Source organism: Aquimarina sp. AD10 (assembly GCF_003443715.1).
GTDB lineage: Bacteria > Bacteroidota > Bacteroidia > Flavobacteriales > Flavobacteriaceae > Aquimarina > Aquimarina aggregata.
Map to the genome: position 1 here is coordinate 5,345,305 of NZ_CP031965.1, position 14,388 is coordinate 5,359,692.

At 36.3% G+C, this 14,388-nt stretch carries 15 protein-coding genes; 12 read left to right on the forward strand and 3 right to left on the reverse strand.

Annotated features, from left to right (window positions below; genetic code table 11):
• Window positions 1-9: 9 nt before the first annotated feature.
• From D1816_RS22130 to D1816_RS22140, 3 genes are read right to left on the reverse strand one after another with little or no spacing between them, the layout of a single operon-like run.
• The gene (locus tag D1816_RS22130) at window positions 10-1,059 is read right to left on the reverse strand and encodes a hypothetical protein (protein ID WP_147405095.1); all 1,050 of its coding nucleotides are present in this window, start codon (window positions 1,057-1,059) and stop codon (window positions 10-12) included.
• A gap of 44 nt (window positions 1,060-1,103) precedes the next feature.
• Window positions 1,104-2,822, reverse strand: coding sequence for a SusD/RagB family nutrient-binding outer membrane lipoprotein (locus D1816_RS22135; protein WP_118505764.1), 1,719 nt, complete (start codon window positions 2,820-2,822; stop codon window positions 1,104-1,106).
• A 16-nt stretch (window positions 2,823-2,838) separates the two neighbouring features.
• On the reverse strand, window positions 2,839-6,096 hold the full coding sequence (locus tag D1816_RS22140; RefSeq protein ID WP_233565303.1) for a SusC/RagA family TonB-linked outer membrane protein: 3,258 nt from the start codon (window positions 6,094-6,096) through the stop codon (window positions 2,839-2,841).
• Window positions 6,097-6,607: 511 nt separating this feature from the next.
• On the opposite strand from D1816_RS22140, the gene rpsL reads away from it, so the two are divergent.
• From rpsL to rplP, 12 genes are all read left to right on the forward strand, one after another.
• On the forward strand, window positions 6,608-6,982 hold the full coding sequence (rpsL, locus tag D1816_RS22145) for a 30S ribosomal protein S12 (protein WP_024770883.1): 375 nt from the start codon (window positions 6,608-6,610) through the stop codon (window positions 6,980-6,982).
• Window positions 6,983-7,004: 22 nt separating this feature from the next.
• Window positions 7,005-7,481, forward strand: coding sequence for a 30S ribosomal protein S7 (gene rpsG, locus D1816_RS22150; RefSeq protein ID WP_024770882.1), 477 nt, complete (start codon window positions 7,005-7,007; stop codon window positions 7,479-7,481).
• A 10-nt stretch (window positions 7,482-7,491) separates the two neighbouring features.
• Window positions 7,492-9,618 carry an elongation factor G gene (gene fusA, locus D1816_RS22155; protein WP_118505766.1) on the forward strand — a complete coding sequence of 709 codons (2,127 nt, stop codon included), beginning with the start codon at window positions 7,492-7,494 and terminating at the stop codon, window positions 9,616-9,618.
• 12 nt (window positions 9,619-9,630) lie between these two features.
• Window positions 9,631-9,936, forward strand: a complete 306-nt coding sequence (rpsJ, locus tag D1816_RS22160) for a 30S ribosomal protein S10 (RefSeq protein WP_010181931.1) — start codon at window positions 9,631-9,633, stop codon at window positions 9,934-9,936.
• A gap of 195 nt (window positions 9,937-10,131) precedes the next feature.
• Window positions 10,132-10,749: a 50S ribosomal protein L3 gene (rplC, locus tag D1816_RS22165; protein ID WP_066314467.1), complete on the forward strand. Its 618-nt coding sequence runs from the start codon at window positions 10,132-10,134 to the stop codon at window positions 10,747-10,749.
• Window positions 10,749-11,378: a 50S ribosomal protein L4 gene (gene rplD / locus D1816_RS22170; RefSeq protein WP_118505767.1), complete on the forward strand. Its 630-nt coding sequence runs from the start codon at window positions 10,749-10,751 to the stop codon at window positions 11,376-11,378. The genes rplC and rplD overlap by 1 nt, the downstream gene beginning before the upstream one ends.
• A gap of 5 nt (window positions 11,379-11,383) precedes the next feature.
• A complete protein-coding gene (rplW, locus tag D1816_RS22175) occupies window positions 11,384-11,674 on the forward strand; it encodes a 50S ribosomal protein L23 (RefSeq protein WP_066314464.1) in 291 nt (96 codons plus the stop codon).
• 9 nt (window positions 11,675-11,683) lie between these two features.
• Window positions 11,684-12,508 (forward strand): 50S ribosomal protein L2, encoded by an 825-nt coding sequence (gene rplB / locus D1816_RS22180; protein WP_066314463.1) that lies wholly within the window; start codon window positions 11,684-11,686, stop codon window positions 12,506-12,508.
• A 6-nt stretch (window positions 12,509-12,514) separates the two neighbouring features.
• Window positions 12,515-12,793, forward strand: coding sequence for a 30S ribosomal protein S19 (gene rpsS, locus D1816_RS22185; RefSeq protein ID WP_019386271.1), 279 nt, complete (start codon window positions 12,515-12,517; stop codon window positions 12,791-12,793).
• A gap of 8 nt (window positions 12,794-12,801) precedes the next feature.
• Complete coding sequence (rplV, locus tag D1816_RS22190; protein ID WP_066314462.1) at window positions 12,802-13,209, forward strand: 50S ribosomal protein L22; 408 nt, start codon at window positions 12,802-12,804, stop codon at window positions 13,207-13,209.
• Between the two features lie 8 nt (window positions 13,210-13,217).
• On the forward strand, window positions 13,218-13,946 hold the full coding sequence (gene rpsC / locus D1816_RS22195; protein WP_066314461.1) for a 30S ribosomal protein S3: 729 nt from the start codon (window positions 13,218-13,220) through the stop codon (window positions 13,944-13,946).
• Between the two features lie 20 nt (window positions 13,947-13,966).
• Window positions 13,967-14,386 carry a 50S ribosomal protein L16 gene (gene rplP, locus D1816_RS22200; protein ID WP_066314459.1) on the forward strand — a complete coding sequence of 140 codons (420 nt, stop codon included), beginning with the start codon at window positions 13,967-13,969 and terminating at the stop codon, window positions 14,384-14,386.
• The last annotated feature ends 2 nt before the right edge of the window (window positions 14,387-14,388 follow it).

Genomic DNA, 14,388 nt, shown 5'->3' on the forward strand with positions numbered 1-14,388 from the left:
TAAGATATGTTATTCCATTCTTCTAAGAAGTATTGGCCATACTTTGCCTGCTGGTCTTGTAAGTACGACTGTACCTCGATCTCCTTCAGAATTACTAAAGTCAATAGTCATATCTGATCCTGAAGTTTCTTTGATAGTATATACGTATGTAAAATCTATCTCTTTGTTAGTATCGTTTTCTACTGTCTCGATAGTTCCACCTGCTTTTAAATTGGTGCAATCCCACGTGATTAAAATTTCATCAAATTCGATTTTACTAAAAGTATCAACGTAACAGTTGTCAAATTGACCAAAACTAATATCTGATGTTGAATATTCACCTGGAGTATCGGTTTCGGACCAAGTTACAGTACCGCTTGGGAGATCTCCCGGATCTGTTTGGCACTGGCTTCTTCCACCTGGGGCTGATTGTAAAGAGGTTACTGTATACGTATAGGTGTCTGCAAGACTTTCCGTAATATCACAACTAATGCTGCTTCTATATGCAAAAGGGGATGAGAAATACGATCCACCTGATACATTACCATTTACATCATCTTCAGAAAAAGATCTACCATCTGTTAAGTTTATTTTAAACCTAAGTGCGAAATCATCACTTCCTTGAATCTTACTTTCGTCAACACCAGTAAAAGCTACAAGTTCATCTGCAGTGAATGTCACTACAGATTCTGGTAAGTTTCTTGGTCCTGTCGTGAAATCTGCTATTGTCAAAGTTCTAATTAACCCTTCGGTTGTAGTAAGGTTGTCATCGTCAATAGTGCCATCGCTATTTGCGTCATCTTTTGTGTTTTCAACAAACCGAGCAAAAATTTCAATGTTATCAAGTAAATCCCCATTACTAGCGTCCTGTTCTTCGAGTGTAAGGATGTAATTTGATGTCGCAGTAAATTCTCCTGTAAGGTTATTGTAAACCATATTATTGTCAGTGTCTCTCGTACGTAATACTGCTCCACTGGTCACATCGTCTAGAATTCTATCTACAATCTTATCATCTCCGCTACATCCTAAAGTAAGTATGCTGAGTAATGTAAGACTTAAATATTTTGTTATGTTTTTCATGTTTTTCATGTTTTTGGTAAATCCAATATTATTTATTCTTAGCATTAATTTGAGCTAGGAAATGTTGGAGAGTCTGGGTTATTGTCCCAGAATACTTTTTGATTAGTGTCTTTAGGACTAACAGATGAATTGTTAGTTGTTAAATCTGCCGGGTAAGGGAAAGACCTAATAAAGTTTCCTGGATTTGGTTCTACATTAGGTTGTAATGTATTTGGATAACCTGTTCTTCTGTAAAAATTATAAGCATCAACACCGTTCCCAAATAAAGCAACCCAATATTGCTGAGCAATAGCATTCCAGCGTTCTTGATCTGTTGTTGCGGCATCGAAACTACTTGTTCTTTCATTAACAAAGTTTGATACGGCAGTTGCATCTGGTTCGAAAGATAAATTTGCTGAAGGGTCTAGACTACTGAAAGTCTGAACTTTTGTAATAGATTTAGTAATTCCATTACTTAAAGCAGTTCTAGCAGCCATTATATTCATTTCTTCCATGGCAACTTCTGCAATCATAAAATCTACCCAAGATGATAACATGATAGGGGTAATACCAGCTCCTTGACCTCCATCTCCTTGAGAAGTTCCTTCAAAACTACTGTCGTCGAATCTTCCTCCTGCTGGATATACTCCAAAATTAGTTCTTAAGAACCCGTCTGGTGGAATACCATCATCGTCACCATGATCTCTACCCCAGTAACCGCTATTCAAGAAGCAAAAAGTAAACCCTCCGTCAATATAATGTTGGGGTGCACTTTCTAAAGAACAACTTAGTGTTTCTTCATTTGGTGCAATTTCGGCACCTGGTACAGCGTTAGTTTGTCTGTAATAGTAGTATCTAATTCTTGGGTCATCCGTCGTGAGCATTAAATTCATTAGCCAATTAGACATATATTCATCGGCACCATCTCCTTCGTAATTGTTCGCATATCTAGGATGACGGTTGTCTGGTTGTATAACATTTGTTCCCCAAGTAAATTGAAAATCTTCGTCAACTGTTTGAATATAATTCCCTGCTGTGACAATAGCATTAAAACTAGAAATGGCATCACTATCAACAAGCCTTTGTTGTAGGTAAATTTTCATTCTTAATGTATTGGCAGCTTTAATCCATTTATCCCAATCTCCATCATAAAAGAAATCATTAATAGGATCATTTTGTGGAGTACGACCAAAATTTACAATTGCATCTTCTAATAGGTTTAATGCAGCTTGGTAAACAACATTACCTGCATCAGGTTCAGGATTGAAATTTCCGATATTAGCTTGTAATGCTTCAGTATAAGGGATGTCACCAAAAAAATCTACTAAAGTTACTATAGTATATGCTTCAATCACCTGGCTTATGGCGGTATGTCTGTATAGTTCTCCTTCTTCTGCTAGGGGAGTTAACGCTCTAATATCTGCTAGAATGCCATTAAATGTTTGGCTATGACCAAATTGATCGTTGAAAGAAACACCGGTAGATTGATAAGAACCACTCCATACGTCATTAAAGTCTGCAGGAGAATATGTGTTAGGGTAATCCCTACCATTCATATAATCGATTCGAGTTACTTGACCTGCGATCGCCCCAAAACGTTCAACTACTTTTCCAAAATCCACTTGAATAGAATTCAAAAATAGATCGGGATTAGATTGTTCAGGGGTTAACTGGTTTGGGTCATTTGCTAAATCCAACTCAGTACTTTCGCATGATATGAATAGTAATCCTAGTATTAAGGTCGTTACTATTGAAATTTTATATGATAATCTTAATTTAATCATGATTTTATGTTTTTTGTTAGAATGAAGCTTTGATACTTACACCATATCTTCTAGAACTAGGTCCATTTAAAAAGTCAAAACCTCGACCATTTCCTACACCTAGCCCTGCTACATTAGGGTCGAAATTAGTTCCATCAGGGATATTAAAGGCATTAAACCATAGGTTGTATCCCGTTAAGTTCATACTAACAGCTCCAAAAGGAGTGTTATCTAAAAATTTAGTAGGTAGACTATAACCTAAAGAAAGTTCCTGTAGTCTAAGAACTGTTCCGTCAAATACACCTAATTCATCAGGTCCAAATAATACATTTGAAAAGTAAAATGTTGAGTTGTTAATTTGAACATTGTTTGGTGAACCGTCTTCTTGCACACCAGGAAGAATAAAAGTATTTATACGATCTTCTGTGTCTGTTGTAAGTCCTCTACCTAATAATGTAGATACGGTTCTAGAATAAATATCTCCACCTTTTACAAAAGCGAAAAGAAAACTAAGATTGAAATTTTTATAAGAAAAAGAATTTGAAACATTCAATAAGTAATCTGGATTCGGATCTCCAATAACAAAAGTCCCTTCTTCTTCAACATAATTTCCAGCACTATTTACCAAGAAATTCCCATCGTCGTCTCTTTGAATTCTGCTTCCTACGATAACACCAAGAGGTTCTCCTTCGATAGCTGCATTTCCTAAGTTTGAAAAACCTGAATATACAATGATATCTGTATCTGCTCCTAGATCCTCAACAGTTGTTTCTGATGTGGTAAAATTGATGTTTGTATTCCATGTAAAACCATTATCTGGTGATGTAACAATATCAACTCCAAGATCTGCTTCGAAACCTGTACTTTTAATTTCTCCAATATTCTCACTTCTTATAGTTGCTCCTGTTGAATTGTCAAGAGGTCGATCAATGATTAAATCTTTTGTGATTCTACTGTAGTATGAAGTGTTTAAGCTGATTCTGTTTTTGAAGAAACGGGATTCGATACCAAATTCGATTTCGTTTAATCGTTCTGGTTTTAAATCTGGATTACCTAATCTTGGTGCTGCAGAGTTTGTTACGATATCTCTTCCTGAATCTCTAAAGTTTTGTGTATCTATAAGTAAGGTTGTTGCAATAGGAAAACCTGTAGGGAAGTTTGCAGAGGTTCCGTATCCAGCTCTCACTTTTAAGTAATTGATACCGTTCTCACTTTTTATCCCCTTAAAAGCTGTAGTTGGAAGAAAAGACATACTTGCACTAGGGTAGAATATAGATCTATTCTCTGTACTTAAATTTGACACCCAGTCATTTCGTCCTGCTACAGTTACATATAACATTCTTCGATAATCGAAATCTGCTTGACCATAAAGACCAACAATATTTCTTTCTTGTTGGAATTCTATCTCATCTTGTACAGCAAAATTTTTGTGTTGGAATACATTAAAAACTTGTTGGTTTGTACTAGCGACACCATTTCGTTCAAAAATTTCTCTTCTTGATGTAGCACCTACGTTGAATGTCATCCCAACATCATCATTTAAAGAGTAATCTCCATTTATGATAAAGTTATGATCGAATATTGTGTTAATGTTCGTCCACGTTTGGTAAACACCGCTTCGTAAACCTGCATCATCACTAACTCCTCCTCGGTTTTGTTGATTCGTGTTAGATTCGGTATAGTTATCTAGTCCAAATCGGTACACTAAATTTAAATTTTCAGAAAGGTCGTATTGCAAAGTTCCATTACCAAAAACACGATTTGTGATTTGTCTATTTTGAGCATTGTTTACTGTCCATAAGGGATGTTGAATACTATTATTCTGTCTGTAATAAGTACTTGATCCATCAATTGGATTTTGAAAAGGTAATCCAATTAAATCAACACTACGAGGAGTGAAAAATAACTCTCCAAAAACAGAAGAACCAGTACCAAAAGCTCCATTACCTTGACTTGCTGCAACGGGTGGAGTTCTAAAGTCTGTTTTAGAATAATTTAAAGTATTTGAAAGTGTAAATTTATTTGATAGTTTAGCTCTTCCACCAAACCCTAGAGTGTTTCTTCTTAGCTTGTTTCCAGGTGTAAAACCTTCATCTTCAAGATAACTGTAGTTTGCATTGTAACTTAATGTGTTGTCTGCTGTAGTGCCTCTAAAATTTATAGCGGTATTAGATACTGCACCTGTTTTGAAGAAATTATCTACACTGTCATAAGGTCTCCAATCATATCGAGCTCCTGCAAATTCTGGAAAAGCGGCTGGGATTCCAGTAGCAGATGATGCTGTGCTATATGGGTGTGCAAGTGTCCCGTCTGGATTAAATCCTCTATTTGGGTCATCGTTTATACCATTACCCCAACCAGCTACACCATCTCTTTCAAAACTTGGTCCCCAGTTACTAAAAAACCATCCAAAGGCTTGATCAAAACCGTTACCAAAGCTATCTTGGTAATCAGGTAAAGATGCTATTTCATTAAAGAAAAACGATGAGGTAATGGTTACCTCATTTTTCTTAACGGCATTACCTGCAGATCCGTTTTTTGTGGTAATTAGAATTACCCCATTTCTACCTGCAGTTCCATAAAGTGTAGCTGCTGCTAAACCTTTTAATACATTAACACTCTCGATACTATTAGGATCTAAATCTAAGAACCTACTAGATCCTGAGTTTCCATCGATAAAGTCATTTTGACCATTGCCATCATTTCCACCCTGTGAGTTTGTGTCACTACTAAATGGAACACCGTCAACAATAAATAGAGGCTGATTACTACCACTAAATGAGCTGAGTCCTCTAATCACGATGTTTGTTCCAGAACCAGATAATCCGTTCTGCTGTGTAATGTTAACACCCGAAGCTTTACCTAGTAAAACTCGACCAATATCACCTTCTGCTCGTTGTTCTAATTGTTCGTTTTTTACCTCTGCAACAGCGTATCCAAGAGCTTGTTTCTCTCTTTTAATACCCTGCGCTGTTACAATAACTTCTTCTAATTGAGAAGTTGAAGCATCAAGTTGTACATTAATAGTAGTGCTAGCTCCTACGGTAACTTCTTTATTAGTGAAGCCGACAAAACTAAAAACCAGAACGCTTCCTGCAGAAGTTTCAATAGAGTATAATCCATCAAAATCTGATTGGGTTCCATTGTTTGTGTTTTTGATAATGATGTTTACTCCGGGTAAGGGAGAACCGTTATCATCTGTTACTTTACCAGTTATGGTTGTTTCTTGTGCAAAAGAAAATTGCACGACTAATGCCATGAAAAGCATTAGAATTTGCCTCCTAGTTAAATTCATTATTTGTGTGTTTATTTTAATTAGCCTTTACAAAATTGATAATAAAAAGCGATAAAAAAGGTTTTTTTTTGAATATTTTAACGTTTATTAACGTGTAGGTTTGTTAATTTATAATAATTTAATAATCTTTTTGTTTTTTCATAATTAGAGGTAATTGAGACTAGAGTAGTAGGTTTTTTTCTTTTCTTTTTTTAGCGTCTGGTGTTTGAATTCGTGTATGTAATATACTGTTTTTCAGAATATTAAAACATGTTTCTGTTAAAAAGGTGTAGCTTGAAAGTGTCTCTAAAATCTTGTAGTAGTCTATGTTTGAAATGTAGGAATTGAGTTTTAGCAATGCGATTTTTTGCCATACGGAAAAACAGTAATTCTTGTGTACTTCTTTTGTTGCTTTTTAAATCTATTTGAAAATTAATCCCTTAGGATTTGATTTGCTGAAAAATATTTCTACCTTTGCAGCCCTTTAAAAAGGGATATTATAAAATTATTTAAAAATAGTGTAAAGCAAATTATGCCAACAATTTCACAATTAGTACGAAAAGGTAGAGCCAAAATAACTAAGAAGAGTAAATCGGCTGCTTTGGATTCGTGCCCGCAACGCCGCGGTGTTTGTACACGTGTTTATACTACTACACCTAAAAAACCAAATTCAGCTATGCGTAAAGTAGCTCGTGTTAGGTTAACTAATGGTAAGGAAGTAAATGCGTACATCGGTGGTGAAGGTCACAATCTCCAGGAGCACTCGATAGTATTAGTTAGAGGTGGAAGGGTAAAAGATTTACCAGGAGTTAGATATCATATCGTTAGAGGAGCTTTAGATACCGCGGGTGTTGAAGGTAGAACTCAACGTAGATCTAAGTATGGTGCAAAACGCCCTAAGAAGTAATTAAAAACTTTAAGAAGAAGACATGAGAAAAAGAAAGGCTAAAAAAAGACCTATTTTACCGGATCCACGTTTTAACGATCAATTAGTGACTCGTTTTGTAAATATGATGATGTGGGATGGTAAAAAGTCAACTGCTTTTAAAATTTTCTATGATGCTATTGATATCGTAGAAGAGAAAAAACAAAATGATGAAAAGACATCATTAGAGATTTGGAAAGACGCATTGTCAAATGTTATGCCACACGTAGAGGTAAGAAGCCGACGAGTTGGTGGAGCTACTTTTCAGATTCCAAACCCAATCAGACCAGACCGAAAAATTTCTACTGCTATGAAGTGGTTGATCCAGTTTTCGCGTAAAAGAAATGAAAAATCTATGGCTCAAAAACTTGCTGCAGAGATTATAGCTGCAGAAAAAGAAGAAGGAGCAGCTGTTAAAAAGCGAGTAGATACTCATAAAATGGCTGAAGCAAATAAAGCATTCTCACACTTTAGATTTTAATCATTAAGAAATGGCTAGAGATTTAAAATACACAAGAAATATAGGAATTGCTGCGCATATTGACGCAGGAAAAACTACAACTACAGAACGTATACTTTATTATACAGGTGTTAGTCACAAGATAGGTGAGGTGCATGATGGTGCAGCAACTATGGACTGGATGGAGCAAGAGCAAGAGCGTGGTATCACGATTACTTCAGCTGCTACTACCTGTGAATGGAAATTCCCTACTGAAAATGGGCAGCCAATTGCTGATACAAAAGGTTATCATTTTAATATTATAGATACACCAGGTCACGTTGATTTTACGGTAGAAGTTAACCGTTCTCTTCGTGTTCTTGATGGTTTAGTATTTTTATTTAGTGCAGTTGATGGTGTTGAGCCTCAGTCTGAAACTAACTGGAGACTTGCTGATAATTATAAGGTGCCACGTATTGGTTTTGTAAACAAAATGGACCGTCAAGGATCTAACTTTATGGCAGTTTGTCAGCAGGTTAAAGATATGTTAGGGTCAAATGCTGTTCCAATAGTTATGAATATTGGTGACGAAGCTGATTTTAAAGGTATTGTAGATTTAGTGAAAAATCGGGCTATTGTATGGCATGATGAGACACAAGGTTCTACATTCGATATAATAGATATTCCAGAAGAATTAAAAGCGGAAGCTGCAGAATTAAGAGGTAAACTTATTGAAGAAGTAGCTGCTTATGACGAAAATCTTTTGGAAAAATTTATGGAAGACGAAGATTCAATTACAGAAGACGAGGTGCATGCTGCTCTTCGTGCTGCGGTAATGGATATGTCAATAATTCCAATGATTTGTGGTTCTGCATTTAAAAATAAAGGGGTTCAGTTTTTATTAGATGCTGTATGTCGTTATTTGCCTTCTCCAACCGATAAGGAGGGTATTGTAGGTGTGAATCCAAACACAGATCAAGAAGAAATCCGTAAACCAGATGTGAAGGAGCCATTTTCGGCTTTAGCTTTTAAAATTGCAACTGATCCTTTTGTAGGTCGTTTAGCATTCTTTAGAGCGTATTCAGGTCGTTTGGATGCAGGGTCATATATTCTGAATAATCGTTCAGGTAAGAAAGAAAGAATATCTAGGATATATCAGATGCACTCTAATAAGCAGAATGCTATAGAGTATATAGAGGCTGGAGATATTGGAGCTGCGGTTGGATTCAAAGATATCAAGACTGGTGATACCATGACTGATGAAAAGAATCCAATAGTTTTAGAATCTATGGACTTTCCTGATCCAGTAATTGGTATCGCGGTTGAGCCTAAGACTAAGGCAGATGTTGATAAATTAGGAATGTCATTGGCTAAATTAGCTGAAGAAGATCCTACGTTTACAGTAAGAACAGATGAGGCTTCAGGTCAGACTATTATTTCTGGTATGGGTGAGCTGCATTTGGATATTATTGTTGATCGTTTAAAGCGAGAATTCAAAGTAGAGGTTAATCAAGGTCAACCTCAGGTAGAATATAAGGAGGCTATTACACAATCTGCAGATCATAGAGAGGTTTATAAGAAACAATCTGGTGGTCGAGGTAAATTTGCTGATATAGTCTTTACTATTGAGCCTGCTGATGAAGGACAAGTAGGACTTCAGTTTGAATCTACAATTAAGGGAGGAAATGTTCCTAAAGAATTTATACCTTCTATTGAAAAAGGATTCAAAATGGCGATGGTAAATGGTCCTTTAGCAGGTTACGAGGTTGATGCTGTTAAAGTAACCCTTAAGGATGGATCTTATCATGATGTCGATTCTGATCAATTATCTTTCGAATTAGCTGCAAAATTAGGTTTTAAGAATTCAGCAAAAGCTGCAAAAGCCGTAATTATGGAGCCAATTATGAAATTAGAAGTTATTACTCCAGAAGAAAATATGGGTGATATCGTTGGTGATCTTAACCGTCGTAGAGGACAAGTTAGTGATATGGGAGATCGTGCAGGTGCGAAAACTGTAAAAGCTACTGTTCCACTTTCAGAAATGTTTGGATATGTAACAACATTAAGAACATTGTCGTCTGGTAGAGCAACATCTACAATGGAATTTTCTCACTATGCTGAAACACCTTCTAATATATCTGAAGAGGTAATAGCAGCAGCAAAAGGAGTTAACGCTTAATTTATTACAGAAATGAGTCAAAAAATTAGAATAAAACTGAAATCTTACGATCATAATTTAGTAGATAAGTCTGCTGAAAAAATCGTAAAGACGGTAAAGAGCACAGGAGCTGTAGTAACTGGGCCAATTCCTTTACCAACACATAAAAAGATATTTACAGTGCTTCGTTCTCCACACGTGAACAAAAAATCAAGAGAGCAGTTCCAATTAAGTTCTTACAAAAGACTATTGGATATATATAGCTCGTCATCAAAAACAATTGATGCTTTGATGAAACTAGAGTTACCGAGTGGAGTAGAAGTGGAAATTAAAGTGTGATAAGAAACTTTAATTTCTAATTTCTGATAAATAGATCAGAGATCTCTACAAGAGATATGAAAATGTCCCGAGCTGCGTGCAAGGGAAAAACGGCAAAAAGTACATTCAGGGTTGAAGTATTTTGACCCTGTTTTTTTGCAAGAGATTGAAAGCAATTTCAAATATAAATAAGAATAATTAATAAATAATTTAAATATGTCTGGGTTAATAGGAAAAAAGATCGGCATGACCAGCATTTTCGATGAGAATGGAAAAAACATTCCATGTACTGTGATCGAAGCTGGACCATGTGTGGTTACCCAAGTCAGAACTAATGAGGTTGATGGTTATGAAGCTATTCAGCTAGGTTTCGATGACAAAGCAGACAAAAATGCTACAAAAGCGGCTTTAGGTCACTTTAAAAAAGCAGGAACTGTTGCTAAACGTAAAGTTGTCGAATTCAAAAGTTTTGATGAGGAGTACAAATTAGGTGATACGGTAACAGTAGAGCACTTTGCTGAAGGAGAGTTTGTTGATGTTTCAGCAACTTCTAAAGGTAAAGGTTTTCAAGGTGTTGTTAAAAGACACAACTTCGGTGGGGTTGGTCAAGCGACTCACGGTCAGCACAACCGATTAAGAGCTCCGGGTTCAATTGGTGCGGCTTCATATCCTGCGAGAGTATTCAAAGGTATGAAGATGGCTGGAAGAATGGGTGGAGATCAAATAAAAGTTCAAAACTTGAGAGTGCTAAAAGTAGTTCCTGAAAAGAACTTACTTGTGGTTAAAGGTTGTGTCCCTGGGCACAAAAATGCATACGTAACGATTCAGAAGTAATGAAAGTAACGGTAATTGATATAAACGGAAAAGAAACAGGTAGAAAGGCAGACCTTTCGGATGCTGTTTTTGGTATTGAACCAAATAATCATGCTGTGTATCTAGATGTGAAGCAGTATTTGGCTAATCAACGTCAAGGTACTCACAAAGCTAAGGAGCGTGCAGAGATAGTTGGTAGTACAAGAAAAATCAAAAAACAAAAGGGTACTGGTACGGCTAGAGCTGGTAGTATTAAGTCTCCAGTTTTTAAAGGTGGAGGTAGAGTGTTTGGTCCAAGACCACGTAACTACTCTTTTAAATTAAATAAGAATCTTAAGAAATTAGCGCGTAAATCAGCATTAAGTATTAAAGCTGGAGATAAGGCAATAACAGTTGTAGAAGACTTTAGTTTTGATACTGTTAAAACAAAGAATTTTACTGCTGTTTTGAAGTCTTTAGGACTTGAGAACAAAAAATCTTTGTTTGTGTTGGCTGAGTCAAATAAAAATGTATATTTGTCGTCACGCAATTTGAAAGATTCAGAAGTTATAACTTCCTCAGAATTAAGTACTTACAAAATACTTAATGCAGGAAGTATTGTTCTTCTGGAAGGTTCTTTGAAAGGAATTGAAACGAATTTAAGTAAATAGAAGCCATGAGTATCTTAATAAAACCTATTATTACAGAAAAGGCTACCGCTGATAGTGAGGTATATAACCGCTATGGTTTTGTGGTAGAGAAAAAAGCGAATAAGGTAGAGATCAAAAAAGCAGTCGAGGCTGTTTATGGTGTTTCTGTTACTAAAGTTCGTACAATAAATGTCCGTCCAGACCGTAAAACTCGTTATACAAAAACGGGTATGGTAACTGGTAAAACAAGCGCTTATAAAAAAGCAATTGTACAGGTGGCGGAAGGTGAAGTAATTGATTTATATAGTAATCTTTAAGACTAAAAAATGTCAGTAAGAAAATTAAAACCAATTACCCCAGGTCAGCGTTTTAGAGTAGTAAATGGGTTTGACGCCATAACTACTGATAAGCCGGAGAAGAGTTTATTAGCTCCGAAAAAAAGATCTGGAGGTAGAAACAGTCAAGGAAAAATGACTATGCGCTACAAAGGTGGTGGTCATAAAAGAAGATATCGTATTATAGACTTTAAGCGTGATAAGCAAGGAATCCCTGCTACCGTAGCTACAATAGAATACGATCCTAACAGAACTGCATTCATAGCACTTTTAAACTACCAAGATGGTGAAAAGCGTTATGTAATAGCCCAAAACGGTTTACAAGTAGGTCAAAATATCGTTTCAGGTAGTGATATAGCTCCAGAAATTGGTAATGCAATGCCGCTTAGTAGTATACCTTTAGGAACAATCATTTCATGTATAGAACTTCGTCCAGGTCAAGGTGCTGTTATGGCACGTAGTGCGGGATCATTCGCGCAGCTTATGGCTAGAGATGGTAAATTTGCAACTGTGAAATTACCTTCTGGTGAAGTAAGAATGATCTTGGTTAACTGTATGGCGACTATTGGAGCTGTTTCTAACAGTGATCATCAATTAATTGTTGGTGGTAAAGCTGGTAGAACACGATGGTTAGGTCGTCGTCCACGTACTAGACCAGTAGCAATGAACCCGGTTGATCACCCAATGGGTGGTGGAGAAGGACGTTCTTCAGGAGGTCATCCACGTTCTAGAAAAGGTCTTCCTGCTAAAGGATATAGAACCCGTTCTAAGACGAAAGCGAGTAATAAATATATTGTAGAACGTAGAAAGAAATAATAAGATATGGCACGTTCATTAAAAAAAGGACCTTACGTTCACTATAAGTTAGAAAAGAAAGTAGCAGCAAATGTTGAGGCTAATAAGAAATCTGTAATCAAAACTTGGTCAAGAGCCTCTATGATTACTCCGGATTTTGTAGGACAAACAATTGCAGTTCATAATGGTCGCCAATTTGTACCTGTATATGTTACAGAAAATATGGTAGGTCATAAACTAGGAGAGTTTTCGCCAACACGTTCGTTTAGAGGACACGCTGGTGCTAAAAATAAAGGTAAAAAATAATTTAAGTCATGGGAGTTCGTAAAAGAGAAATGGCAGATAGAATTAAGGAAGAGAAAAAGCAAGTTGCTTTTGCTAAGCTTAATAACTGCCCTACGTCACCTCGTAAAATGCGCTTAGTTGCAGATTTGGTTCGTGGTGAGAAAGTTGAAAAAGCGATTCATATTCTTAGATTTAGTCCTAAAGAAGCATCGCGACGTTTAGAAAAGTTATTGCTTTCTGCAATAGCTAACTGGCAAGCGAAAAATGAAGACGCTAGTATCGAAGATGCTGACCTTTTTGTAAAAGAAATTCGTGTAGATGGAGGAAGTATGTTAAAAAGACTACGTCCTGCTCCACAGGGTCGCGCGCACAGAATAAGAAAACGCTCTAATCACGTTACAATCGTGGTAGCAGCAAACAATAATACACAAAGCTAATATAGACTATGGGACAGAAGACAAATCCAATCGGAAATCGCCTTGGTATTATCAGAGGGTGGGAATCCAACTGGTACGGAGGTAATGACTACGGTGACAAACTTGCCGAAGACGATAAGATTAGAAAGTATGTACACGCACGTTTATCTAAAGCTAGTGTATCTAGAGTAATAATTGAGCGTACGCTTAAACTTGTAACCGTTACTATCACTACTGCTAGACCTGGTATAATTATCGGAAAAGGTGGTCAAGAGGTAGACAAGTTAAAAGAAGAGCTTAAAAAGATTACTGAAAAAGAAGTACAGATCAATATTTTTGAGATTAAAAGACCAGAACTTGATGCGTTTTTGGTTGGATCTAGTGTAGCAAGACAAATAGAAAGCCGTATTTCATACAGACGTGCTATTAAAATGGCTATTGCTGCTGCAATTCGAATGAATGCAGAAGGTATTAAGATCCAGATTTCAGGACGTTTGAATGGTGCAGAAATGGCACGTTCTGAGTCTTATAAAGAGGGTCGTATTCCTTTATCAACATTTAGAGCTGACATAGATTATGCTTTAGTAGAAGCTCATACTACTTATGGTAGACTGGGTATTAAAGTATGGATTATGAAAGGTGAAGTATATGGTAAAAGAGAACTTTCTCCTTTAGTTGGTTTATCCAAGAAACAAGGAAAAGGTGACAACCGTGGAGGTGGACGAGGAGGTAATAACAAATCTCGTCGTAGAAAGTAATTTTTTAAAGTAAATTAACAATGTTACAGCCTAAAAGAACAAAATTCCGTAAACAACAAAAAGGACGTATGAAAGGTTTGTCTCAAAGAGGACATACGCTTTCAAACGGAACCTTCGGAATTAAATCATTGGATTCAAGTTTTATTACTGCTAGACAAATAGAAGCAGCTCGTATATCTGCTACTCGTTATATGAAAAGAGAAGGTTCTCTGTGGATTAAGATTTTCCCAGACAAGCCTATTACAAAGAAACCTCTTGAAGTACGTATGGGTAAAGGTAAAGGTGCTGTAGAATATTGGGCAGCAGTTGTAAAACCAGGAAGAATATTATTTGAAATAAGTGGAGTGCCATATGATGTAGCTAAAGAAGCATTGCGTTTGGCCGCACAAAAACTTCCTGTTAAAACTAAGTTTATTGTAGCTAGAGATTATCGAGCTTAATA

What these genes read in the sequence shown, in the direction of transcription:
- D1816_RS22130 (WP_147405095.1), bottom strand. Translation starts at nt 1,059, where the DNA reads ATGAAAAACATAACAAAATATTTAAGTCTTACATTACTCAGCATACTT.
- D1816_RS22135 (WP_118505764.1), bottom strand. Translation starts at nt 2,822, where the DNA reads ATGATTAAATTAAGATTATCATATAAAATTTCAATAGTAACGACCTTA.
- D1816_RS22140 (WP_233565303.1), bottom strand. Translation starts at nt 6,096, where the DNA reads ATGAATTTAACTAGGAGGCAAATTCTAATGCTTTTCATGGCATTAGTC.
- rpsL (WP_024770883.1), top strand. Translation starts at nt 6,608, where the DNA reads ATGCCAACAATTTCACAATTAGTACGAAAAGGTAGAGCCAAAATAACT.
- rpsG (WP_024770882.1), top strand. Translation starts at nt 7,005, where the DNA reads ATGAGAAAAAGAAAGGCTAAAAAAAGACCTATTTTACCGGATCCACGT.
- fusA (WP_118505766.1), top strand. Translation starts at nt 7,492, where the DNA reads ATGGCTAGAGATTTAAAATACACAAGAAATATAGGAATTGCTGCGCAT.
- rpsJ (WP_010181931.1), top strand. Translation starts at nt 9,631, where the DNA reads ATGAGTCAAAAAATTAGAATAAAACTGAAATCTTACGATCATAATTTA.
- rplC (WP_066314467.1), top strand. Translation starts at nt 10,132, where the DNA reads ATGTCTGGGTTAATAGGAAAAAAGATCGGCATGACCAGCATTTTCGAT.
- rplD (WP_118505767.1), top strand. Translation starts at nt 10,749, where the DNA reads ATGAAAGTAACGGTAATTGATATAAACGGAAAAGAAACAGGTAGAAAG.
- rplW (WP_066314464.1), top strand. Translation starts at nt 11,384, where the DNA reads ATGAGTATCTTAATAAAACCTATTATTACAGAAAAGGCTACCGCTGAT.
- rplB (WP_066314463.1), top strand. Translation starts at nt 11,684, where the DNA reads ATGTCAGTAAGAAAATTAAAACCAATTACCCCAGGTCAGCGTTTTAGA.
- rpsS (WP_019386271.1), top strand. Translation starts at nt 12,515, where the DNA reads ATGGCACGTTCATTAAAAAAAGGACCTTACGTTCACTATAAGTTAGAA.
- rplV (WP_066314462.1), top strand. Translation starts at nt 12,802, where the DNA reads ATGGGAGTTCGTAAAAGAGAAATGGCAGATAGAATTAAGGAAGAGAAA.
- rpsC (WP_066314461.1), top strand. Translation starts at nt 13,218, where the DNA reads ATGGGACAGAAGACAAATCCAATCGGAAATCGCCTTGGTATTATCAGA.
- rplP (WP_066314459.1), top strand. Translation starts at nt 13,967, where the DNA reads ATGTTACAGCCTAAAAGAACAAAATTCCGTAAACAACAAAAAGGACGT.